The sequence below is a fragment of the Kocuria sp. LHG3120 genome (genome assembly GCF_049897445.1).
GTDB classification, from domain to species: Bacteria; Actinomycetota; Actinomycetes; order Actinomycetales; family Micrococcaceae; genus Kocuria; species Kocuria rosea.
In genome coordinates this window covers 1-22,306 of sequence record NZ_JAFCWG010000009.1, presented here as the reverse complement: position 1 = coordinate 22,306, position 22,306 = coordinate 1, and the positions used below count along the sequence as shown (strand labels likewise).

Genomic DNA, 22,306 nt, shown 5'->3' with positions numbered 1-22,306 from the left:
CCCTACTTCGTCGTAGTGGTGTGCTCGGTGGTGTCGTGCCGTGCCCGGTCGGTGTCCGCCCCCGCGGGGCGTGACGCTTCCGGTGGAGTGCCCCGCTTCCCGGACCCCCAGGACCGTCGCGGGGCCCGCGGATCCCGGCTGCCCGATGGAACCGGGCGCGCCGGTGGACGCCGAGGAGTCCGGGAGTCGCAGACGGCGCGCTGGTGGGGGATTCGCCTCTGCCCGCAGGTGGACCTGAGACTAGCGACCCGGACCACGGACCGGAACCGCCCGGCGAAATATGTCGACGCATCGGGGCGCGCGAAGCGCGAGAGCGCGCCGGGGAGCGGCCCTCACGCTGACGTGGAGTCGCCCTTCGTCAGCGTTCGCAGGAGGGGCTGGACGCGGTAGGGGATCTGCTCGCTGAGGGCCAGGGACGTCTCGGCGCGGAGGACTCCCCGGATCCGCAGGATCGAACGCAGGACGGCGTGCAGATCACGGGTCTCCCGTGCCGCCACCCGGCACCAGACGTCCCCGCGCCCCGAGATCTCGTGCACCTCCAGGACGTTGTCGATGCCGCGCAGGGCGGTGACGACGGCGTCGAGCTCCCGGTGGGTGACCTCGAGGGTGAGGAACGCCAGGACGTCGAAGCCCACGGAGGCCAGGTCGACGTCTCGACCGCCGGAGCGCAGCACCTCCCGGCGCTCGAGCCGGCGCATCCGCGAGACCACGGTGTTGCGGGCGACCCCGAGTGCGGCCGCCACCTCCCCGATCTGCGCCCGGGGGTACCGCAGGAGGTGCAGCAGCAGCCCGATGTCGACGGCGTCCAGTGTGGTCACGGTGGTCTCCCTGTCAGTGGTCCGCCTCCAACTTTTGATCAGCGTGATCAGTTCCGCAAGCATCTCGGTGGTGCCGGACTCAGTCTCCGGCAGACTGCGTGAGCACACTGCGCCGGCCGCCCATGGCACAGCCCGCAATCGCCGATCCCACCGGAAGGCCCGCGATGACCGTGTTCAACGAGCTGACCATGCGCTCCGGCGCCGGCGACGCAGGCCGGGGATGGAACGCGGGATCGCGCTCCCGCCTGGTGCTGACCATGTCCACGACGGCACTGCTGCTGGTGGGCGCCAACCTGGCCACCCCGCTGTACCCCGCGCTGCAGGAGCGCCTGGGGCTCGGCCCCTTCGCGGTGACGGTGGCGTTCTCCTCCTACGTCCTGGCCCTCATTGCCGGGCTCGTTCTCTACGGGCACTGGTCGGACCACATCGGGCGGCGCACTGCCCTGGTGCTGTCGGTCCTCGTGGGACTGGCCGGTGAGATCGTCTTCGCGACCGCCGGGGGTCTCGCCGGTCTCGTGACCGGTCGGGTCCTGCAGGGCGCAGCCGTCGCGATGGTGACCGGCGCCAGCAGCGCGGCGCTCCGGGAGCTCCTGCCCCACCGCCCGGAGTGGGCCGGCCGCTTCACCCTCCTGGCGTCGGCGGGCGGAGTGGCGGCGGGCCCCCTCCTGGGCGGGGCCCTGGGCCAGCTGCCCCACCCGACGACGACTCCCTTCGCCGTCCACTGCACCATGCTGATCGCCGTCCTGGTGCCGCTGTGGACGCTGCACGCCAGGCCGGCCATCGCCCCGGCCCCGGGATCGGCGGCCTTCAAGGCCCTGCGGCCGCGCCGTCTCTGCCTGCCGCCCGGGGTCCGCACGCGGTTCCAGCAGGCGGCCGCGGTCGGTTTCCTCAGCTTTGCGCTCTTCGGCTTCAGCCTCTCGCTGGCTCCGGGCTACTTCGCACGAACGCTCGGGGTGAGCTCCCCGGCCGGGATCGGGGCGCTGGCGGCCCTCGTGCTCATCGGGTCCGCCGCGGCGCAGCTGGTGGGACGCCCCCGCGTCCGGGCCCTGCCCGGGGCGCTGGTGGGGATGGCCCTGGGCACGGCGCTGATCGGGGTGGCGGGCGCGCTGTCCAGCCTGCCGCTGCTGCTCCTCGGCGCCCTGTTCGCCGGGGCGGCCCAGGGTGTCGCGTTCCGCACGGCGTTCAACGCGCTGTCCGTGGCCGTTCCGGCCGCCGACAACGCCCGGGTGGTCAGCGCGGTCTACGTCGTGACCTATCTGGGCAGTGCCGTGCCGGTCCTGGGCCTCGGGGTCCTGGCCGGCGCGGTGGGCGTCCCCTCCTCCGTCCACTGGTTCGCGGGCACCCTGGCGGGCGCATGCCTGCTGCTGGCGGGAACCGTCCGGCTCCGGGCCCGTCGCGGGCCGCGGCGTGGACAGCAGGCCTGACCGGTCGGGGCACGAGGGACAGCACGCAAGGGTCCGCCGTCAGGCGATGAGCACCGGCGGCGGCCACAGGCGGCTCTTTCCCCGGGCGCGCCGAGCAGTCATCATCGGGGGACGACGGAGTCGCCGAGTGCGAAGGAGCACCAGCCATGTCACGGGCCCGCGTCCACAACTTCTCCATCTCCCTCGACGGCTTCGGCACCGGTGCAGGTCTGAGCCAGGACGCCCCCTTCGGGCACGCCGGACAGAGGCTGCACGAATGGATGATCGCCACCCGGTGGTGGGATCCCGGCGGCAGCGGCGGCGTGGACGACGCCTTCGCCCAGCTGCACGGTGTGGGGATCGGCGCCGAGATCATGGGGGCGGGGAAGTTCGGTCCTCCCGGGTGGCACGAGGACCCGGGATGGGAGGGCTGGTGGGGCCCCAACCCGCCGTTCCACACGCCCGTCTTCGTCCTCACCCATTCCCCGCGCCCCTCGATCGAGATGGAGGGCGGCACCGTGTTCCACTTCATCGACGCCTCACCCGCGGAGGCGCTCGAGACCGCGCGCACGGCCGCCGACGGCCAGGACGTGCGCATCGGCGGGGGCCCCACCACGGTCCGCGACTTCCTGGCGGCCGGGCTCGTCGACCACCTGCACGTGGTGGTGGTCCCGATCCTGCTGGGCCGCGGCGTGCGCCTGTGGGAGGGGCTCGAGGGCCTGGAGGCGGACTACCGGGTCGAGGCCACCTCCTCGCCCCGTGGAGTCACCCACGTGACCTTCACCCGGTCGAGCACCTGAGCCGCCCCGGTCGCGAGTCCGGCGGCTGCCGCATCCGATGCCCCTGACCGGCGGAGGCGTCGCCCACGGCCACCTCGATGACGCACGCTCAGAGGAGGCGGCGCACCAACAGCCGACTCTGATCCGGGTTGCCCACTGACCGCTCTGGAACCAGGCCGCTGTGCCTGCTCCCAGTCCGTGACCGGACGCATCTCGCCCGTCAGCCCTGCACCGCGGCCTGCGCGGAGGCGGTGGCGCTCCGGCAGGCACCCCGGTCCCCCAAAGAGTGGGACGGCGACACCCGGGATCCGCGGCCGCCACGATGTCGCGGCATGGAATCGTTCACATCAGTGAACTGCCGCGCCGAGGGCGGTGGGCGGCGAGAAGTCCGAGGAGTGGAGAGCAGGAAGCCATGTTCTACATCGTCACGGCCATCGTCCTGGCCTTTGTCACCGTGATCTCGATCGTCGGCTGGATGATGTCCCCGAAGGAGACCGTCCGGAAGGACGCGAACGGCGAGCACATCCACCCCAGCGCCATGAGGAAGGCGGCCGGCCTCACCGCTGTCAGCGCCCTGGTGCTCCTGCTGCTCGTCACGGCCGGGACGGCTCTCGCCCGAGTGGGCGCACGTGAAGTGGGGATCGAGACCAGCCTCGGCAAGTACTCCCGGACCCTGCAGGCGGGATGGCAGATCAAGGCGCCGTGGGCCGAGGTGGAGACCTTCTCGACCCAGTTGCAGCGCTCGGAGATGGACGCCCCGATCGCCTTCGCCGGCGGCGGCTCCGGCACCCAGCACATGACCGTGCAGTGGACCATCACAGGAGAACAGGCCCAGGAGCTGTGGTCCCGGTACCGGCAGTTCGAGAACGTCGACGGCATGCTCGTCCAGCCCGCGGCCAGGGAGGCGGTCGCGACCGTCCTGGCGTCCTACACCCCCGCGGAGGCCCGCGCCGAGGGCAAGGTGGAAGAGGTGCGGGAGGCCGTGGAGAAGGCCCTGACCGAACGCCTGTCCCCCTACGGGGTGCAGCTGGACTCCGTGGCGCTGCCGCCGGCGGCGCTCGACCAGACCGCCCAGGACGCGCTGAACCGGGTCGTGGAGGCCGAGGCGAACGTGGACCGCGCCCAGTCCCGTCTCGAGCAGGCCAGGATCGATGCCGAGGCGGACCGGGAGCGCAACAAGAACGTCACGGCGGAGAACCTGGTCCTCGAGTGCCTGACCATCACGAACAACTGGAACGTCGAGGAGAACGGGCCCCTGCCGGCCACCTGGAACTGCTTCGGCGGGGACGCCGCGGACGTCCTCGTGAACACGAACCGGTAGCGCGGCCTCGGCCCGCCCGCACGCACACCGCGACCGTCAGCCCGTTGGCATCAGCACCGACCGTGATCCAGGATGAGGGATGACCACGACTCCACCCCTCCCGCGGACGCGCGTCGCCGGCGGGACCATGACGGCGGTCGTCACCACCGGTGTCGGCGGCTACGACCGTCTCGTGCTCTCCCGAGTGCCCATCCCTGAGCCGGGCGAGGGCGAGGTGCTGGTCCGCGTCCTGGCGGCCGGCATGAACAACACCGAGATCAACACCAGGCTCGGCTGGTACTCGTCGTCGGTGACGGCAGGAACGAACGATGTGTCCGAGGACGCCGTCGGAGACGCCTCGACGAGACCGGACGGGGGCTGGAACGCGGCAACCCCGTTCCCGCTGATCCAGGGCGCGGACTGCTGCGGGCGGATCGCGGCCGTCGGCCGTGGGGGCGACGAGTCCGCCCTCGGGGCGCGGGTGCTGGTCCGCGCCTGCATGCGCACCAAGGGTTTCTCCTCGTGGGACACGACCTGGCTGGGCTCCGATCTCGACGGAGCATTTGCGCAGTTCGTCGTCGTCCCGGCGCACGAGGTCTTCCCGGTGGACTGCGACTGGAGCGACGCGGAGCTGGCGACCGTCCCGTGCGCCTACGGGACGGCGGAGAACATGGTCCGCCGCGCCGGCGTCACCACGGGGGCACGGGTCCTGGTGACCGGCGCCTCCGGCGGCGTCGGATCGGCCGTGGTGCAGCTGGCCAAGCGGCGCGGTGCCCACGTCGTCGGCATGGCCGGTGACGCCAAGCGGGACCAGGTCCGCGCCCTCGGCGCCGACGAGGTCGTCGGGCGGGACGACCCGCGGGACGTGCTGGGCGCGGACAGCGTCGACGTCGTGGTCGACAACGTCGCCGGCCCCGGCTTCCCGGCCGTGCTGGACCTCCTCAGGAGGGGCGGGACGTACGTCTCCTCCGGGGCCATCGGCGGCCCCCTGGTCGCACTCGACATGCGCACCCTCTACCTGAAGGACCTCACCCTGATCGGCTGCACGGCGTGGGACGAAGAGGTGTTCCCCGACCTCGTCTCCTACATCGAGCGCGGAGAGATCCGGCCGCTGCTGGCGAGGGTCTTCCCGCTCGAGCAGATCGCGGCCGCCCAACGGGAGTTCCTCGAGAAGACGCACGTGGGCAAGTTCGCCCTGATCCCGCCCGACCCCGCACCCTGAACCACCGCTGCCGGGCCCGACACCCCCTGGGAGGACCATGCCGATCCCCGACCGACACTGCACCACGCCCGTCACCGACGAGCTCCTCCACGGCGTCGTGGAGCTGGAGCACACGGACGACGGAGTGATCCCGCACCGCCTCCCCGCGTGGGCCAGGAACCAGGCCCGCGACCCGCAGCTGGCCATGGCCGAGTCCCAGCCCTCGGGCGCGCGGCTGCTCTTCGCGACCGAGGCGAGCCGCGTCGAGCTCCGCGGGCGCGCCACACGCTTCCGGTACGAGGGCGCACCACCGCGCCCGGCGGGCATCTTCGACCTGCTGGTCGACGGCCGGCGCACCCGGCAGGCCGGCCTCGAGGCCGCGACCGTGGTGAGCATCGACATGACCACCGGCGACCGGCAGATCACGCAGGCCGGGCTCGGCGGCGTCGTCTTCGACGATCTGCCCCGGGGCCCCAAGACGGTCGAGCTCTGGATGCCGCACAACGAGACCGTGGAACTGGCCGAGCTCCGCTCCGACGCCCCCCTCCGACCGGTGCAGGACCCGCGCCCGAGGTGGGTGCACCACGGCAGTTCGATCAGCCACGGCTCGAACGCGGTGCATCCCACCGGCACCTGGCCGGCGGTCGCCGCGAGGCGGGCCGACCTCAATCTGCTCAACCTCGGCTTCGGGGGCAGCGCGCTGCTCGACCCGTTCACCGCACGCACCATCCGGGACACCCCAGCCGAGCTGATCAGCGTCAAGCTCGGCATCAACCTGGTCAACCTCGATCTGATGCGGCTGCGGGCCTTAGGCCCCGCAGTGCACGGCTTCCTCGACACGATCCGCGACGGCCATCCCCACACCCCGCTGCTGGTGATCTCCCCCCTCCTGTGCCCGATCCACGAGAACACCCCGGGACCCGGCGCCTTCGACCCGGACGCCCTCGCCCGGGGTGAGCTGCGGTTCCGGGCGACCGGCGACCCCGGCGAGGTCGCCGCCGGCAAGCTCACCCTGACGGTCATCCGTGCCGAACTGGCACGGATCGTGACGGAGCGGGCGCACGACGATCCGCACCTGTTCCACCTCGACGGACGCGAGCTCTACGGGGAGTCCGACGCCCGGGAGCTCCCCCTGCCCGACGCCCTCCACCCCGACGCGACCACGCACCTGCGGATCGGCGAGCGCTTCGCCGAGTTCGTGCTCGGCCACGGTTCGCTGCCGGCCGGCGAAGGGGCGTGACATCTTCGGCGGTTGGGTAACGATCCGGGGCAGGTCGGCCGGCCGGCCCGGAGGGCCGTCCTACGCTGGGGGCACCGCCTGTCCCACGCGTTCGCCGGGGCCGGTGCGTGATCCGGGGCCGTGGACCGGCCCGTCATCTCATCGATTCCACGGCCCGTGCGTGCTGTCGGGATGTGCCTTCGCGGTGGAGTGCGGCGCAGGGGTCGACATCGTCGCCCATGGCGACTGCGCCAGAAGCACTGCTCTCCGGGTGCAGGCCCTTCCCGGAAGCGGCCTGCGCCGATCGAGAAGGAAACGAAGATGTCCGCACCTGCACGCTCCACGCGCCGCACGTTCGCCGCCGCCACGGCGGCGGCGCTCCTCCTCGGGACCGGCGGGGCAACCGCCGCGCCGCCCTCCCCGGCCGGGCCGGCGGCCACTCCGGTCGCCGCGGCGGCACCGTCGGCTCCGGCCACGGGCCCCGAGGCCTGTGTCTCCGATGTCGACGACGTCGTCACCCGAGAACCCTCCGCGCAGATGTCCGAGCCGCTGCCCGAGGAACTGGCGACGACGTTGGACGCCGCCGCCCGGGCCTCGTTCGCGCAGGCCTCCACCCCCGGTGCGGTGGTGGGGGTCTCCTCCCCGGAGGGCACCTGGACGGCCGCCTACGGGGTGGCCGACCCGGCCACCGGGGAGCCCATGGAGGTGGGGGTGCACACCCGCGTCGGATCGGTCACCAAGCCCTTCACCGCCACCCTGGTCCTGCAGCTGGCCGAGGAGGGTGAGCTCTCCCTGGAGGACCCCATCGCCGACTACGTCGACGGCATCCCCAACGGAGAACAGATCACCCTGCGCCGGCTGGCGGACATGACCAGCGGGGTGGCCAGCTACACCCGCAGCACCCAGTTCACGGACCGCTTCTTCGCGGATCCGCAGCAGGTCTTCACCCCGGAGGAGCTGGTCGCCGTCGGCGTCTCGGAATCCCCCCTGTTCGCCCCCGGCGCGCAGTTCGACTACTCCAACACCAACTACATCCTGCTGGGCCTCGTCGTCGAACAGGTCACCGGCCAGCCGATCGGGGAGGTCCTGGAGGAGCAGATCTTCGACCCGCTGGAACTCGACGAGACCGTCTGGCCCGGTGACTCCACCGAGATGCCGGAACCCTACGCGCGGGGCTTCACGCTCCAGGGCGACACCGCGACGCCGGAGGCGCCGGCCGACGCCACGCACTGGAACCCAAGCTGGGGAGCCACCGCCGGGGCCCTGATCTCGGACGTGGACGACCTGCTGGTCTACGGCCGGGCCCTGGGCACCGGGCACGGACTGCTGGAGCCGGAGGCCCAGCGAGAACGCCTCACCTCGTTCCAGCCCCCCGAGTCCGGCTACGGGCTGGGCTTCGGGTGCATCGACGGCTGGGTCGGGCACACCGGGACGCAGCCCGGGTACAACACCACCGTCTACTACGACACCACCACCGACACCACCGTGGTCGTGCAGGCCACCAGCGACATCCCCTCCGGGCACTGCCCGGAGTCCCCGGTGCTGGCCGACGACCCCAGGACCCTGCCGTGCGCCACCCCGGCCACACGGATCTTCGCCGAGGTCTCCACCGCCCTGGGCCACACCTTCACCCCCAACCCGGAACGCTGATCACCCGCTCCACCGAATCGGGCGGACATCGATGATGGGCAGGTCCCCGTCCGTCTCGATGGCGTCCCCGCCTCCGTTGCGGGCGTGATAGCCGGTGGAGTACTGCTCGACGACGTGGACCGTGGCGCCGACGGCCTGCAGGGACGAGACGACGAGATCACGCTCGCGGTCGGTGTCCGCGGCGGTCCAGCCGGCCCCGACCATCGCGGCGGACAGCTGCGCGGGGGTGCCGACCACCGCCAGGTTGACCGGGTCCCCCAGCAGGCCGTCGGAGGTGCGGGCCCGCCCGATGAAGTAGCTGGGGACGTAGATGCCGGTGAGCAGACGGTTCAACCGCGGCAGGAGCACATAGGCCGACAGCACCCAGAGGGGCAGGAACAACCAGGGCAGACGCCCGTCGTCGTCGATCTCCTCGAGGACGAGGTGGTAGACGCCCCAGCCGGCCAGCACGCTGGTGACGAGGAAGCCGAACCGGTGCGCCCACAGCACCACGGTGGCCCGCCGGGCACCGCCCCTGGGCTGCGGGCTCCGCTCGTCGCTGTCGGGGTGCCCACGTCCTGCATCCATCTCGTGCTCCCCGCCCCGTCTCCCGCACCGGACGTCCGCGGCGCCGGTCGTGGTGCTCCCAGGCTAAGGGGTGCTCCGGACGTTCCGGAGCCTGCACCTAACGGGAATCCCCGCCAGCCTCTCGGAGGGCGAAGCTCCGCCGGTAGGCGGACGGCGTGGTCGCGTAGGCCGAGACGAAGTTCTGCCGGAGGGTGACCGCGCTGCCGAAGCCGCAGGCCAGCGCGATGCGGTCGACACCCCAGCGCGTGGTCTCGAGCAGGCTGCGGGCCTCGTCGAGGCGTCGCGCGAGGACCCAGCGGGCGGGGGTGGTGCCGGTGGTGTCGCGGAAGCGGCGCACCAGGGTCCGGCGGCTCATCCGGGCGTGGGCGGCGAGCTCGTCGATGGACAGGGGCTCGTGCAGCCGGGCCATCGCCCAGTCCAGTGTGGCGGCCAGGGGATCCCCGCTGTCGGGCCGGGCGACCGGGCGCTGGATGTACTGCGCCTGGCCGCCTTCCCGGTGCGGGGCCACGACCAGGCTGCGGGCGACCCGGTTGGCGGCCGCGGCACCCAGGTGCTTGCGGACCAGGTGCAGGCAGGCGTCCAGGGAGGAGGCCGTGCCGGCGGAGGTCATGACGTCGTCGTGGTCGATGTAGAGCACCGAGTCCTCGACAGCCAGCTCCGGGTGACGGGACGCGAGTTCGTCCATCCCCTCCCAGTGGGTCACGGCGGGCCGCCCGCCCAGCAGACCGGCCTCGGCGACGGCGAAGGCCCCCATGCACAGACCCACCACACCGGACCCATGCGCATGGGCGCGGGTGAGCACGGCGCGCAGCGGCTCGTCGACGGCCACCGGCGGATAGGGCCAGGAGGGGATCACCACCAGGTCGGCGTCCTCGGCAGCCTCTGGCCCGGCGAGACGGCCCAGCGAGTAGCCCTCCGCCGTCGTGACCATGTCCGTGCCCGTGCTCCACAGCACCGTGTCCCAGCCCTCGGCCAGGCCCAGCCGGGTGACCTCGCCGAACACCAGCTGCGGCACGGCCAGGTGGAACATCGTCACACCGTCGAACGCATGGATCGCGATCCGCACCAGACCTCGTTCCTCCCCCCGGGGCCGCTGCGCAGCAAGAATGGCCCGATCTCATCGTCATTATGCCCGCGGGCCAGTCGCGGTGGAACCCGGTCGGATCCGAACATGGACTGCAGGCCATGCACCACCGCTGGCCCACCGCTTTCTTCAGAGGAGATCCCGTGACCATTCCCCGCCGCGCCCTGATCGTCGTCGACGCCCAGATGGAGTACTTCGACGGCCCCATGTCCATCCAGTACCCGCCCCGCGAGGAGTCGCTCGCCAACATCAGCCGCGTCCTCGAGGTCGCCGCCGAGCAGGATATGCCGGTCGTCATGGTCCAGCACGAGACGGACGAGGGCGCACCCATCTTCGCGCCCGGCTCGGCGGGATATCCGCTCCACCCTGATCTCGAGCAGCTCGACAACCGGCAGTGGAAGCAGGTCGTGAAGGGGTACGGCAGCGTCTTCGCCGGCACCGACGTGGCCGAGTGGCTGCGCGAGCGCGGCGTCGACACGATCACGGTCGTCGGCTACATGACCAACAACTGCGACCTGGCGACGGCGGTCGAGGCCGAGGGGCTCGGCTTCGCCGCCGAGATCCTCTCCGACGCCACCGGCGCGATCCACCTCGCCAACGAGGCCGGTCAGGTCTCGGCCGAGGATCTGCACCGCACCCTGATGGTGCTGCTGCAGTCGAACTTCGCCGCGGTCACCACCACGGACGCCTGGATCGGGGCGGTCGCCGGCGGCGAGTCGCCGGTCCGCAGCAACCTCGTCGCCTCGGCGATGAACGGAGCGGAAGCGTTCACCAGCGGCTCCTAGACGGCATGTCGTGACCGCCCAGCCGCGCTGGGGGGCGGGCCGGGGTCCACCGAAGGACACCCACCCGGCGCGGTTCAGTCGCTCACGGAGCGCACGACCCGTGCCGGGGAGCCCACCACCACGGACCTCTCCGGGACGTCCTTGGTCACCACCGACGCCGCCGCCACGACGGCGTCGTCGCCGATCGTCACGCCCGGCAGAACCGTGGCGTTGGACCCGATCCAGACGTTGCGGCCGATCACGATGGGGGCCGGGTGCATGTCCGCCCGGCGGCTGGGGGCGAGGTCGTGGTTGAGGGTGGCCAGCACCGTGTTGTGCCCGATCAGGCAGTCGTCGCCGATGACCACCCCGCCCTGGTCCTGGAACGTGCACCCGGAGTTGATGAAGACCCGCTTGCCCAGGGTGATGTTCTTCCCGAAGTCGGAGTGGAAGGGCGGGAACACCGTCACCGATGCGTCCACCGGCCTGCCGGTGAGCTGGGCCAGCAGCTCCCGCACCCGGGCCGGTTCCCGGTATCCGCCGTTGAGCTCCCCGGTGATGCGCAGGGCCTCCTGGCTGACCCGGTGCATGACCTCGTGCAGGGGCGAGTCCCCCGTGATGGTGCGCCCGGCGTCGAGCGCCTCCAGAAGATCGGTCAGTTCCATGGTGTCCTTTCGGTGATGTCCGGGCGGCGGGATCCGCAGGCCCAGCGCCTGGGCGCGGGCTCAGACCAGGGTGGCGGCGTCGATGACGAAGCGGTAGCGCACGTCCGAGGCCAGCACCCGCTCGTAGGCCTCGTTGACCCGGTCGGCGGAGATCAGCTCGGTCTCCGGGACGATGCCGTGCTCGGCGCAGAAGTCGAGCATCTCCTGGGTCTCGGCGATGCCGCCGATCATCGACCCGGCGTAGGTGCGCCGACCGCCGATGAGGGAGAAGACGTTGAGGCTCAGCGGCTCCGCCGGGGCCCCGACGTTGACCAGAGCCCCGTCGACGGTGAGCAGGGAGAGGTAGGCGTCCACGTCGATCACGGCGCTGACGGTGTTGAGGACCAGGTCGAAGGACCCGGCCAGCTGCTCGAAGGCGGCCCGGTCCGAGGTGGCGTAGTAGTGCTCGGCACCCAGCCGCAGCCCGTCCTCCTTCTTCTTCAGCGACTGCGAGAGCACGGTGACCTCCGCGCCCATCGCGGCGGCGATCTTCACGGCCAGGTGCCCCAGTCCGCCCAGGCCCACGACGGCGACCTTCCGGCCCGGGCCGGCGCCCCAGCGGCGCAGCGGGGAGTAGGTGGTGATCCCGGCGCACAGCAGCGGGGCGACCGCGGCGAAGTCCAGGGACTCGGGCACGGACAGCACGAAGCCGGCGTCGACGACCACGTGGGTGGAATAGCCGCCCTGGGTGATGGTGCCGTCCCGGTCGGCCCCGCCGTAGGTGGGCACCATGCCCTCGGCGCAGTACTGCTCGTCCCCGTTGCGGCAGTTGGTGCACTGCCCGCAGGAGTTGACCATGCACCCCACCCCGACGCGGTCCCCGACGGCGTGGCCGGTGACCTCGGGGCCGATCTCGGCGACGGTGCCCACGATCTCGTGGCCGGGCACCAGGGGGTAGTGCTGGGGCCCCCAGTCGCCGTTGACGGTGTGGATGTCGGAGTGGCAGATCCCGGCGTAGGCGATCTCGATCAGCACGTCGTGCGGGCCCACCTCGCGGCGGGTGATCGTGGTCGGCTCCAGCGGTGCGTCGGCGGAGGGGGCGGCGTAGGCGTTGACGGTCAGCAAGGGGTCTCCTGGTGCGGTGGGGGCGGCGGAACGGATCGGGCGGACGTGGCGGGAGACCCGTCCGCGCAGTCGCCCGAGCGTGCGGGAAGGACCCGACGGATCAGCGACTGCACCACCTCATCAGGAACGGCAGAGCTCAGGGAGTCCCTGGTGAAGGGCGTACCGGGAGAGCACCCCAGGGTCGGTGCTTCCCCGTTCACACTGTGGCTGGTGGCAGCCCGGGGGTGCTGCTGCGCTCGGGCTCACCGTCGCCGCGGTGATGAGAGTTCTCCCGCTGCGGGTCCTCGGTGATGGGAGGCGGTGTCGAGCTGACCTCCCCGAGGAGGTCTCGCCAACGTAGAACATCCGGATGTGCATCCGTCCGGCCCCCACCCGGATCACCGACTCATACCGGCAGGACGCCGTCATGAACCCAGTTGGCTGCCGCCCTGACCGCAGAAAGGCGCCGCCCGGCGGTGGATCGGTCCGCAAGGGAACACGTCGGCGGCGTCCATCCGCCCCCGTCCTCCGGTGACGCTGCCGGTCCTGCGGCGCCCCGAGGCCGTCACCCGTCGACGGGCGCGTCCGGGGCCGGTGGCTTCAGCCGGACGCCGGGACGCGCAGCCGGCCGGGACAGGACATCGGGGTTTCGGGGGTTCGGGAACCAGATCTGGATCAGAGCCCATCCCACCGCGGTCAGCGGGACGGCCAGCACGGCCCCGACGACGCCGGAGAGGATCCCGCCGGCGGCCAGGGCGAGAAGCACCACCAGCGGGTGCAGGCTCAGGGCCCGGCCCAGCACCATCGGCTGGAGCACCCTCCCGTCGAGCTGGTTGGTGGCCACCACCACCACCACCACCACCAGCGCCACGACCGGGCCGTTGGCCACCAGGGCCACCAGGACTGCCACGCCGCCGATCAGGGCGGCTCCCACGATGGGGATGAAGCCGCCCAGGAAGATCAGCACCGACAGGGGCAGGGCCAGGGGCACCCGCAGCACCAGCAGGGTGACGCCGATGACCACCGCTTCCAGCAGCGCCACCACGGCGGTGCCGCGCACATAGCCGCCCAGCACGTGCAGGGTCGTGGTGCCCGAGGTCAGCAGCTTCTCCAGGGTCTCACCGTGGAAACGGCTCAGGACGAACGCCCAGATGCGGGCCCCGTCCTGGAGGAAGAAGTAGAGGATCACGGCCACCAGCACCGCGCCGGTGACCACCTGGGTGGCCGCGGAGATCCCCAGCAGCGCCCCGGCGCCGAACTGGGGGCTGGCCATGAAGTCCACGACCGCGGTGATGGCCTCGTCCAGGGCCTGCTGGCCGACAGGCACCGGCCCGGCCACGATGAACTCCCGCAGCCGTTCCAGCCCGCCCACCGCGGAGGCCACCAGTTCGTTCCATTCGTTGCGCACCGCGAAGACCATGCCGGTGACCACCCCGCCCAGGAGCACGATCGCCGCCAGGAACACGATCCAGGTCGCCAGCGCCCCGGGCACACGGTGCCGGCGCAGAGAGGCGACCAGGGGGTTCAGCGCAGCGGCCAGGATCAGTGCGACCAGCAGCGGGATCACCACCAGCTTGAGCTGGATCAGCCCGTAGACCACCACCGCCGTCGCGCTCAGCAGCACCAGCCCCTGCAGGGCCCGGATGGTCGCCCGCCCCAGCGGGTCCGCCCACAGGTCACGAGGATGCGAGATCCTGCGATGCCGTGGACGCGTCACCAGAATCGCCCCTCCCCCGCTCCGCCGCTGGCCTGGGTTCAGGATGCGCCCCGGACTCATCGATGCCAAGACCCCGGACGGCACCCGACGACGCGCCCGGCCGATGCCGACCGCAGGACGGACGGCTCGACGACGCGGCACGAGGGGCGGTCTCCGTGTGCTCACGGGCGATGGCGCGCACGAGCCGCCCGTGCTCGTCCGGGGCAGCGCCCCACCGGCCCGCGGTCGACAGCGTGGACTTCGGAGCGGGAGTCAGCCTGCCGCCGGCATCCAGAGCATGTTCCCGATGCCCCACAGCACCAAGCACACCAGCACGAAGGGCAGGGTCCTCGCCACCAGGGCCCCGCGAGTGAGGACGGGCCCGGGGGTGTCCGCCCGTTGAAGTGGGCCGGCGATCCGGTAGGCGAGCTCGATGCGCGCCGGGCTGGCCAGGCAGGCCAGTCCGGCCGCCACGTTCTGGGAGGCCATCATCCAGAGCGGGTCCATGCCAAGGGCACGCGCGGCTGCGTCCTGGGTGCCGCCGAACATGGCGTTGGCGCCCGTGCCCGAGGCCGTGATGTATCCCCCCAGACCACCAACCATGGGCACCAGGAACAGGTAGGCCTGCCCCAGCCCGGTCAGCGCCGCGGCCAGCGCCTCGGCCAGCCCGCCCCCGGAGACCGCGCTGCCCAGCACCAGGTACAGGCCGGTCGGCGCCGCCACCTGGAGCCACATCCGGCGGATCTCCCGCGGCAGTCGCCGCCGGTGTTCCCTGTCCAAGGAGAGCACGACGACGCCGACCAGGGCGCCGGTGATGGACCACAGGGCCGGCGAGCCCAGCACCGCGCCGAACCCGCCGGGCGGCAGCAGGCCCTCGAGGAGCTGCCCGATGATGGTGCCCCCCAGCAGCACCAGGTACGGCACCAGAGCGCGGCCCGGGACGGGCCCCATCCGCCCGCGGCTGATCACGCCGGCCCAGCCGGCGGACATCACCAGGGTGGCCACCGCACCGGCCACGGCCGTGCCGAACGCCAGATTGGCGGCGAGGACCAGGACGGACAGCACCACGCCCGAGACCAGTCCCATGCCGATCCAGGCGCCGTAGTCAGCGGGTCGGGGCCGGCCGTCGGAAGTGGGCAGTCCCCGGCCGGCGATGACCGCGGCCACGGCACCGGATCCCAGGAAGGCGATGACGTTCAGGACGCCGGAGGCCACCCCGAGGTCCTGCAGGGTGACGCCGGCGATCTGGGAGCCCAGGAGCGTGCCGGGGCCCATGGAGCCCCACGGGCCCACCATGAGCGCCACCAGCGAGAGCGAGGCCGCTCGCAACGGCGTGAACCCCAGGGACAGCAGCAGCGGCAGCCCGATGATCACGGAGACGCCGAACCCGGTGACGGTCTCCATGAACGGCACCACCCCGTGCACCATGAGCAGCGCCGAGAGCACCGTGGGGCCGCCGCCGTCCGAGAGCCACCGGGCCAGCTTCTTCTGAGCGCCGGTCCGGTCCATGACGCGGGAGAGCAGGATCCCGCCGGCAATGATCGCCAGCACCTCGACCAGGATCCAGAAGCCCTCGCCGAAGGCCGAGGACATCTCCGCCACAGGGGTGCCGAACCAGGCCAGGCCGATCACCACGGCTGACACCAGTCCGACCGCGGGAGCCACCCATGGCGGCGCCGGCACGAGGAGCAGACCTAAGGTCAGGACCATGGGCAGGGCCGCCATGAGCACGTCCAACGGCGGCCCACCTCCACACTTCTCCTGTCAGATCGCTGTCACCGGCCGATGCTACGCCCCGACGGCGTCCGGGTGATCACGGATGCGGAGGGCAACTCCTACTGCGCCACCGCTTCGTGAGCCCGCCCGGTAGTCCGCCATATGTAAAGCGGCGATGGGACCCTCATTGCCTGCGGAGACCATCGCCCATCCGGGTGCGGTTCAGCGTCCTGTTCGCTCAGGGGCATCGGTCCCGTGCCGGCGCCGCCGTCATGGCAGCAGTGCCGGGGCGGCCTGGGCCGGTCTTTTCTGGGTGGTTGGGCTCGTGCCGGCGGGAATGCTCTCGCCGGAAGCGCCGGCGATGGCTGGTCGGGGTCCGGTGGTGTTGGTCGGTGCCAGCGCCAGCACGATCAGGGCGGCGGCCAGGATTGACAGCCCGATCCAGCCGAGCACCGCGAGCTGTTCGCCGACCACGAGGACCGCCAGCAGTGCCGCCACGGCCGGTTCGGTCAGGGTCAGGGTGGTTGCCGTGCTCGGGCGCAACCGGGTGAGCCCGATCCCGAAGAGGTAATAGCCGAGGAACATCGGGATCAGGGCCATGTAGGCGGCCACGGCGAAGGACTGGCTCGAGGCCAGTAGGGGCGCCCCCGTGGCGGCCAGCACGGGCAGCAGCAGGACCCCGCCGGTCCCGAAGACCGCACCCATCGCCGCCGCCCGTCCCACCCCGTGGCCCATGAGCCGGTGGACCACCCAGGAGTACAGGGCGTAGGTCGCCCCGGCCACCAGGCCCAGCCCGATCCCGGTGACGGTGTCGGTGGTCGATGCGGTCGTCTGACCGGTCTTGGACAGGCACAGCAGGGCACTGCCGGTGATGCCCAGCACCGCCGCCAGCACCCACCACCGGCTCAGCGGCTTGCGCTCCAGGATCAGTTCCAGCACCCCTGAGGCCAGCGGGGCCGAGGCCAGGGAGACGACCGTGCCGATGGCCACCCCGGCCAGGTGCATCGAGGAGTAGAACGCCAACGGGTAGACCGCCACCGCACCGGCCCCGACGGCCACCAGCCTCGCGTGGGCCCGCAGCATCGGGCGGGCCCGGCGCAGGGCGGGCACGGCGATCCCTGCTTGCAGCAGTCCGCCCACTCCCAGCGCGGCGGCACCGATCGCCAAGGGGCCGGCCTCCGGGGCGAAGGTCGCCGCCGTACCGGTGGTGCCCCACAGGAACGCGGTGATCAGGACCGCGACGATCCCCCCGGCCACGCCCTTCACCGCCCCGCCCCCAGTCCGGCCAGAAGGCCTCCGGCGATCGTCCGGGCATGGATCAGGCGTGCCGGGTCGCCCTCCAGCCCGGCCCGGGCCATCGCCCCCTCCAGCAGGAAGCTGAAGTGCTCCGCCAACTGGCGGGCCGCGGCCGGATCGGTCAGCGTGCCCAGGTGCTCGACCAACAGGTCCTCGACCTGCTCCTTGTGCCGGCGCACCACCGCCCGCCCCGGATCACCGGCGGGCAGCTCGGCGGCGGCGTTGAGCAACCCGCAGCCGCGGAAACCGTGATCGTAGGCGAGACCAGCGTGATCGAGGTAGGCGTCGAACACCGCCAGCACCCGCTCCTGGGGCGTGGACGCCTCTCCCAGGCGGGCCCGGTACAGGCCCAGCCACTCCTCGTGCCGGTCCTGGAGATAGGCCTCCACCAGCGCGGCCTTGGAGGCGAAGTTGTTGTACAAGCTCATCTTCGCCACCCCGGCCTGGGCGGTGATCGCGTCGATGCCGGTGGCCGTGATGCCCTCGGCGTAGAACCGGCCCGCGGCCGCCTCCAGCAGCCGCTGTCGGGCCGACCCGCGGCGCTGCGCGGGACTGTGCTGTGGTGTCGTCATGCTCGCCTCCTTCTTAGGTAGAGCAGTCTACCTAAGAAGGAGGTGGCGACAACCTTGGTGCAGCCCGGCACGGTCTTGAGGTAACGAGTGCGCCTCGCCACGGGCTGGCTGGTCCGGCCAGGAGTTCGCGCACCCAGCCCAACAGGCTGCGCCACGCCGGCAGCCACGTGCAGGATGTGGGACGCAAGGCCGGTTCTCAGTCGCGGCGGATTCAGGAAGCCGGAGGGGATGTGGGAGTAGATGCAGTAACTGCCGCGACTCGTTGGCCGGTATCCGGGCCATATGTAAAGCCGTAGTTGAGAAGTTCTCAAAGGAACTTGCCATTGTGGCTCTAAATGTTGGGACGCGAACGGCCGCAGCAGCAGCTACGACCGTGCGTCCAGGAGGTGCTGTTGCTGGTGGTGTCGGCGGGCCTCGATCTGTGCCCTGGTCCGATCGACGTGCTGGCGCGACTGGGACTCGAAGTCCACGACGACACGAGCGATCAATGCCACCGCCCCGATCATGAGCAGAGCGATCGCCGCCGGCTCGAGCGCACCACTGGTGCCGATCGACAGGCTCAGCTGGATCATGGCCGCCGCAGTGGCCACACCACCTGCGCCTGTGGCGACGCTCATTAACGTTCCTGCCATGGGAGCCTCCTGGAGCCGAGCACTAGACGTTTGTCTATGCAAAACAGACTAGTAACCTTACTCACCAGTAATCAATACAGGAGCCGAGGGACATGTCCACATCGTGAGACACCATAAAGGCCGCACCTACACATGGGGGCGTCTACGGCTTGGTGCCTCGGTGTTTTCAGCCGATGCCGGTTTCTTGGAGATCCATTCTCTGGAGGATGGTGGCGGAAATTTCTTCTACGGACATGAAGGCTGAGTTGAGGTGGGGGATGTCGTTGAGGGCGTACATCTGTTGGGCGTTGCGCAGTTCCCAGGTGCATTGGGGCAGGGAGGCGTAGACGGTGCCTGGGCGTCTTTCCTGGCGGACCTGGCTCAGTCGCAGGGGTTTGGAGGTGAGTCCGAAGCACTTGGTCGCGTAGGCGGCGATGGGTGCTGGCAGGGACCGGTGGGCGAAGTCTTCGTCGACTAGGGGGAAGTTCGCGGTGCGGATGCCGTGCTGCAGGGCGAGGTACATGCTGGTGGGGGTCTTGCCGCAGCGTGAGGGGGCGATGAGGATCAGATCGGCCCGTTCCAGGGCGCGGATGGATTGCCCGTCGTCGTGTTCCATGGCGTACTCGACGGCTGTCATCCGCGACTGGTAGCGGATGGCGTCGCCGAGCCCGTGGGCCCTGCCGGGTTGGGGGTTCGCGGTGGTGTGCAGGGCGGTTTCGAGCTGGTGGATGTGGGAGCCGAAGAGGTCCACGAAGTATCCGGCGCCAGCCTCGAGGATGCCGCGCAGGTGCGGGTCCACGACGGTGGAGAACACTACGGTGGTGCGGCCGGTTCCTGCGGCGGTGGTGATCCGGGCCGCGACCTGGTGGGCGTGCTCGGCGGTGGTGAGGAAGGGCACGGTGTGGCGTTCGAAGCGCTGGGCCGGGAACTGGGTGATGAGGGTGTTGCCGAGGGTCTCGGCGGTGATGCCGGTGCTGTCGGAGACGAAGAACGCCACCGGGCAGGAATCGGTCACGGGTGCCTCCGTTGTCTTCTCGTGGGGATGTCCGGTGGTCCGGGTGGGGGTTGGTGCCCTGGTCCTGGCGCCGGCGGCGCCAGGACCAGGGTGTTCACAGGGCCGGCTGTGCTGTGGTGGCGGCCAGGGCCAGCCAGGTGTCCACGACGGCGTCGGGGTTCAGGGACACGGAGTCGATGCCCTGGCCCAGCAGCCAGGCGGCCAGCTCGGGGTGGTCGCTGGGGCCTTGGCCGCAGATCCCGACGTACTTGCCGCGCTCCTTGCAGGCGGTGATGGCCATTTCCAGCAGCTTCTTCACCGCCGGGTCGCGTTCGTCGAAGGAGGAGGCGACCAGGGCGGAGTCGCGGTCCAGGCCCAGGGTGAGCTGGGTGAGGTCGTTGGAGCCGATGGAGAACCCGTCGAAGTGCTCCAGGAACGCCCCGGCCAGCAGGGCGTTGGCGGGCAGCTCGCACATCATCACGATCTCCAGCCCGTCCACCCCGCGGTGCAGGCCGTTGGCGGCCAGCAGCTCGATCACACCTTGGGCTTCGTCGAGGGTGCGCACGAAGGGGACCATGAGCTTGATGTTGGTCAGTCCCATGGTGGTACGGGCGTGGACGACCGCTTCGCACTCGAGCTCAAAGGCGGCCCGGAAGCTCTCCGAGAGGTACCGGCAGGCGCCCCGGAATCCGAGCATCGGGTTCTCCTCGTCGGGCTCGAACTGCGGGCCGCCGAGCAGGTTGGCGTACTCGTTGGACTTGAAGTCCGAGAGCCGGATGATCACCGGCTCCGGGGCGAAGGCGGCGGCGATCGTGGCGATGCCCTCGGCCAGGCGCTGGATGTAGAACTGGCGGGGTCCGGGGTAGGCGGCGATCCGCTCCCGGATCTGCCCGGCGACCTCGGCGGGCAGATCCGGGGACCCGTTTTCCACGGCCAGCAGGGCCAGGGGGTGGATGCCGATCTGGCGGTTGATGATGAACTCCAACCGGGCCAGGCCCACCCCGTGGTGGGGCAGTTGAGCGAAGGAGAACGCCTGCTCGGGGGTGCCCACGTTCATCATCACTTTCAGCGGTGCTTCGGGCATCGCGCCCAGGGTGGTCTCCTCCACGGTGTAGTCCAGCAGGCCCGCATAGACCAGGCCCGCCTCGCCTTCGGCGCAGGAGACCGTCACCGGGTCCCCCTCGGCCAGCGCTGTCGTGGCGTCCCCGGCGCCCACGACGGCGGGGATGCCCAGTTCCCGGGCGATGATCGCCGCGTGGCAGGTGCGCCCGCCGCGGTCGGTGACGATCGCGGCGGCTTTCTTCATGATCGGCTCCCAGTCCGGGTCCGTCATCGAGGCCACCAGGACATCCCCGGCCTGGAAGGAGGCCATCTGCTCGACCGACTCCAGCACCCGTACCCGTCCGGCGCCGATCCGTTGGCCGATGGCCCGCCCCTCGACCAGGACCGTGCCGGTCTCGTGGAGCCGGTAGCGGGCCACGGCCCCGGCCCCGCGGCGGGAGACCACGGTCTCGGGGCGGGCCTGCAGGATATAAAGGTTCCCGTCGGTGCCGTCCAGGCCCCACTCGATGTCCATCGGACGGCCGTAGTGCTCCTCGATCGCCACCGCGTAGCGGGCCAGCTGCTCCACCTGCGCATCGGTGAGACTGAACCGCCCCCGCTGCTCATCCGGCACGGGCACGAATCCCACGGTCTCCCCGAGCTCCTGGGAGTCGGTGTAGGTCATCTGCAGGGCCTTGTCTCCGAGCCCGCGCTTGAGCACCGCGGGCCGCCCCGCGGCCAGGGCCGGTTTGTAGACGTAGAACTCGTCCGGGTTCACCGCCCCCTGCACCACCGCCTCCCCCAGCCCGTAGGAGGAGGTGATGAACACCGCGTCGGTGAACCCGGACTCGGTGTCCATGGTGAACATCACCCCCGAGGCGCCGACGTCGGAGCGCACCATCCGTTGTACCCCGGCCGAGAGCGCGACCTCGGCGTGGGTGAAGCCGTGGTGGACCCGGTAGGCGATCGCCCGGTCGTTGTAGAGGGAGGCGAAGACGTCCTTGACCGCCGCCAGCACGTTCCCCACCCCGCGGATGTTGAGGTACGTCTCCTGCTGTCCGGCGAAGGAGGCGTCGGGCAGGTCTTCGGCGGTCGCGCTGGAGCGCACTGCCCAGGACACCCCTGCCGGGTGGGTTCCGGCCAGCTTCTCGTAGGCATCCCGGATCCCGGCCTCCAGCCTGGCCGGCAGCGGTGCGTTGCGGATCAGCGATCGGATGTGCGCACCGGCGGCGGCCAGGGCGGTCACGTCGGCGGTGTCCAGGCCCTCCAGGGTCTGGGCGATCCGGTCGTCCAGGCCGTCGGCGGCCAGGAACTGGCGGAACGCGGTGGCTGTGGTGGCGAAGCCACCGGGGACCTGCACCCCGGCGCTGCTGAGGTTGCGGATCAGCTCACCCAAAGAGGCGTTCTTGCCGCCGACCTCCTCGAGGTCGGAGAGGTCGATGTCGGTGAAAGGAAGGACAGAGGTCAAGGAGAACTCCTTCGGTGGGCGCCGCCCAGGCGGGGTGCCAGTGGATTGAAGATCGGTTCTGCCCGCCGGGCCGGCCGCAGGAACATCAGCGGTCAGGGCCGACCAGCTCCTGCCGGGACAGGGGGCCCAGAGCAGGGGGCAGGGGACGGGGTGGTTCGGGGTTGTGAAGGGTTCAGTTGGTGGGGCGCAGGACCAGCAGCAGGTCCCCACCGGTGACCTGGGTGACCCCGGTCAGTGCGACCCGGGCGACCGTGCCGCCGGTGGGGGCGGTGATGGAGGCCTCCATCTTCATGGCCTCGATGGTGGCCACCTGGCCGCCCGCCTCCACGGTGTCGCCCTCGGCCACCGTCACGGTCACCGCCCCGGCGAACGGGGCGGC

General features: G+C 71.3%; 20 protein-coding genes. 7 read left to right on the top strand and 13 right to left on the bottom strand.

From position 1 onward, the window contains the following. Positions 1 to 332: 332 nt before the first annotated feature. Positions 333 to 818: an Lrp/AsnC family transcriptional regulator gene (locus ACP7CD_RS16070; protein ID WP_035925279.1), complete on the bottom strand. Its 486-nt coding sequence runs from the start codon at positions 816 to 818 to the stop codon at positions 333 to 335. A 122-nt stretch (positions 819 to 940) separates the two neighbouring features. On the opposite strand from ACP7CD_RS16070, the gene ACP7CD_RS16065 reads away from it, so the two are divergent. From ACP7CD_RS16065 to ACP7CD_RS16040, 6 genes are all read left to right on the top strand, one after another. Then, the gene (locus ACP7CD_RS16065; RefSeq protein ID WP_426120624.1) at positions 941 to 2,242 is read left to right on the top strand and encodes an MFS transporter; all 1,302 of its coding nucleotides are present in this window, start codon (positions 941 to 943) and stop codon (positions 2,240 to 2,242) included. Positions 2,243 to 2,388: 146 nt separating this feature from the next. After that, the gene (locus tag ACP7CD_RS16060; RefSeq protein WP_426120623.1) at positions 2,389 to 3,021 is read left to right on the top strand and encodes a dihydrofolate reductase family protein; all 633 of its coding nucleotides are present in this window, start codon (positions 2,389 to 2,391) and stop codon (positions 3,019 to 3,021) included. Between the two features lie 391 nt (positions 3,022 to 3,412). Next, entirely contained in the window at positions 3,413 to 4,321 is a 909-nt protein-coding gene (locus tag ACP7CD_RS16055) for an SPFH domain-containing protein (protein WP_176475254.1), read from the top strand. A gap of 79 nt (positions 4,322 to 4,400) precedes the next feature. Continuing rightward, on the top strand, positions 4,401 to 5,522 hold the full coding sequence (locus ACP7CD_RS16050; RefSeq protein ID WP_426120622.1) for a zinc-binding dehydrogenase: 1,122 nt from the start codon (positions 4,401 to 4,403) through the stop codon (positions 5,520 to 5,522). 37 nt (positions 5,523 to 5,559) lie between these two features. Then, positions 5,560 to 6,741 (top strand): SGNH/GDSL hydrolase family protein, encoded by a 1,182-nt coding sequence (locus ACP7CD_RS16045; RefSeq protein ID WP_109221868.1) that lies wholly within the window; start codon positions 5,560 to 5,562, stop codon positions 6,739 to 6,741. Positions 6,742 to 7,041: 300 nt separating this feature from the next. Further along, positions 7,042 to 8,370, top strand: coding sequence for a serine hydrolase domain-containing protein (locus ACP7CD_RS16040; RefSeq protein WP_426120621.1), 1,329 nt, complete (start codon positions 7,042 to 7,044; stop codon positions 8,368 to 8,370). Here the strand turns inward: ACP7CD_RS16040 and ACP7CD_RS16035 are convergent, their stop codons facing one another. Together ACP7CD_RS16035 and ACP7CD_RS16030 are read right to left on the bottom strand one after the other, a co-directional pair. Then, complete coding sequence (locus ACP7CD_RS16035; protein ID WP_095649933.1) at positions 8,371 to 8,937, bottom strand: LssY C-terminal domain-containing protein; 567 nt, start codon at positions 8,935 to 8,937, stop codon at positions 8,371 to 8,373. A 97-nt stretch (positions 8,938 to 9,034) separates the two neighbouring features. Next, complete coding sequence (locus ACP7CD_RS16030; RefSeq protein WP_426120620.1) at positions 9,035 to 10,003, bottom strand: GlxA family transcriptional regulator; 969 nt, start codon at positions 10,001 to 10,003, stop codon at positions 9,035 to 9,037. A gap of 161 nt (positions 10,004 to 10,164) precedes the next feature. Between ACP7CD_RS16030 and ACP7CD_RS16025 the strand changes: the two genes are divergently transcribed. Continuing rightward, entirely contained in the window at positions 10,165 to 10,806 is a 642-nt protein-coding gene (locus ACP7CD_RS16025) for an isochorismatase family protein (RefSeq protein WP_426120619.1), read from the top strand. A gap of 74 nt (positions 10,807 to 10,880) precedes the next feature. Here the strand turns inward: ACP7CD_RS16025 and ACP7CD_RS16020 are convergent, their stop codons facing one another. From ACP7CD_RS16020 to ACP7CD_RS15975, 10 genes are all read right to left on the bottom strand, one after another. Next, positions 10,881 to 11,450 carry a DapH/DapD/GlmU-related protein gene (locus ACP7CD_RS16020; protein ID WP_095649936.1) on the bottom strand — a complete coding sequence of 190 codons (570 nt, stop codon included), beginning with the start codon at positions 11,448 to 11,450 and terminating at the stop codon, positions 10,881 to 10,883. A 60-nt stretch (positions 11,451 to 11,510) separates the two neighbouring features. Continuing rightward, positions 11,511 to 12,554, bottom strand: a complete 1,044-nt coding sequence (locus ACP7CD_RS16015; RefSeq protein ID WP_426120618.1) for an NAD(P)-dependent alcohol dehydrogenase — start codon at positions 12,552 to 12,554, stop codon at positions 11,511 to 11,513. Positions 12,555 to 13,098: 544 nt separating this feature from the next. Continuing rightward, positions 13,099 to 14,250, bottom strand: a complete 1,152-nt coding sequence (locus ACP7CD_RS16010; protein ID WP_426120617.1) for an AI-2E family transporter — start codon at positions 14,248 to 14,250, stop codon at positions 13,099 to 13,101. A 252-nt stretch (positions 14,251 to 14,502) separates the two neighbouring features. Beyond that, positions 14,503 to 15,954 (bottom strand): L-lactate permease, encoded by a 1,452-nt coding sequence (locus tag ACP7CD_RS16005; protein ID WP_426120616.1) that lies wholly within the window; start codon positions 15,952 to 15,954, stop codon positions 14,503 to 14,505. A gap of 261 nt (positions 15,955 to 16,215) precedes the next feature. Beyond that, positions 16,216 to 17,202: a DMT family transporter gene (locus tag ACP7CD_RS16000; RefSeq protein ID WP_249033735.1), complete on the bottom strand. Its 987-nt coding sequence runs from the start codon at positions 17,200 to 17,202 to the stop codon at positions 16,216 to 16,218. A 5-nt stretch (positions 17,203 to 17,207) separates the two neighbouring features. Beyond that, on the bottom strand, positions 17,208 to 17,813 hold the full coding sequence (locus ACP7CD_RS15995; protein ID WP_426120615.1) for a TetR/AcrR family transcriptional regulator: 606 nt from the start codon (positions 17,811 to 17,813) through the stop codon (positions 17,208 to 17,210). Between the two features lie 365 nt (positions 17,814 to 18,178). Beyond that, positions 18,179 to 18,430 carry a hypothetical protein gene (locus ACP7CD_RS15990; protein WP_109221892.1) on the bottom strand — a complete coding sequence of 84 codons (252 nt, stop codon included), beginning with the start codon at positions 18,428 to 18,430 and terminating at the stop codon, positions 18,179 to 18,181. 181 nt (positions 18,431 to 18,611) lie between these two features. Beyond that, positions 18,612 to 19,439, bottom strand: a complete 828-nt coding sequence (locus tag ACP7CD_RS15985) for a pyruvate, water dikinase regulatory protein (RefSeq protein WP_109244636.1) — start codon at positions 19,437 to 19,439, stop codon at positions 18,612 to 18,614. A 94-nt stretch (positions 19,440 to 19,533) separates the two neighbouring features. Then, on the bottom strand, positions 19,534 to 21,927 hold the full coding sequence (ppsA, locus tag ACP7CD_RS15980; RefSeq protein WP_095651863.1) for a phosphoenolpyruvate synthase: 2,394 nt from the start codon (positions 21,925 to 21,927) through the stop codon (positions 19,534 to 19,536). A gap of 172 nt (positions 21,928 to 22,099) precedes the next feature. Beyond that, positions 22,100 to 22,306: biotin/lipoyl-containing protein (locus ACP7CD_RS15975; RefSeq protein WP_426120614.1), on the bottom strand; the 207-nt coding region annotated here is incomplete at its 5' end.

Bases quoted from the DNA above. Each gene is read 5' to 3' on its own strand.
- ACP7CD_RS16035 (WP_095649933.1), bottom strand. From the start codon at position 8,937: ATGGATGCAGGACGTGGGCACCCCGACAGCGACGAGCGGAGCCCGCAG.
- ACP7CD_RS16020 (WP_095649936.1), bottom strand. From the start codon at position 11,450: ATGGAACTGACCGATCTTCTGGAGGCGCTCGACGCCGGGCGCACCATC.
- ACP7CD_RS16050 (WP_426120622.1), top strand. From the start codon at position 4,401: ATGACCACGACTCCACCCCTCCCGCGGACGCGCGTCGCCGGCGGGACC.
- ACP7CD_RS16055 (WP_176475254.1), top strand. From the start codon at position 3,413: ATGTTCTACATCGTCACGGCCATCGTCCTGGCCTTTGTCACCGTGATC.
- ACP7CD_RS15990 (WP_109221892.1), bottom strand. From the start codon at position 18,430: ATGAGCGTCGCCACAGGCGCAGGTGGTGTGGCCACTGCGGCGGCCATG.
- ACP7CD_RS16065 (WP_426120624.1), top strand. From the start codon at position 941: ATGGCACAGCCCGCAATCGCCGATCCCACCGGAAGGCCCGCGATGACC.
- ACP7CD_RS16005 (WP_426120616.1), bottom strand. From the start codon at position 15,954: ATGGCGGCCCTGCCCATGGTCCTGACCTTAGGTCTGCTCCTCGTGCCG.
- ACP7CD_RS16040 (WP_426120621.1), top strand. From the start codon at position 7,042: ATGTCCGCACCTGCACGCTCCACGCGCCGCACGTTCGCCGCCGCCACG.
- ACP7CD_RS16045 (WP_109221868.1), top strand. From the start codon at position 5,560: ATGCCGATCCCCGACCGACACTGCACCACGCCCGTCACCGACGAGCTC.
- ACP7CD_RS15995 (WP_426120615.1), bottom strand. From the start codon at position 17,813: ATGACGACACCACAGCACAGTCCCGCGCAGCGCCGCGGGTCGGCCCGA.
- ACP7CD_RS16060 (WP_426120623.1), top strand. From the start codon at position 2,389: ATGTCACGGGCCCGCGTCCACAACTTCTCCATCTCCCTCGACGGCTTC.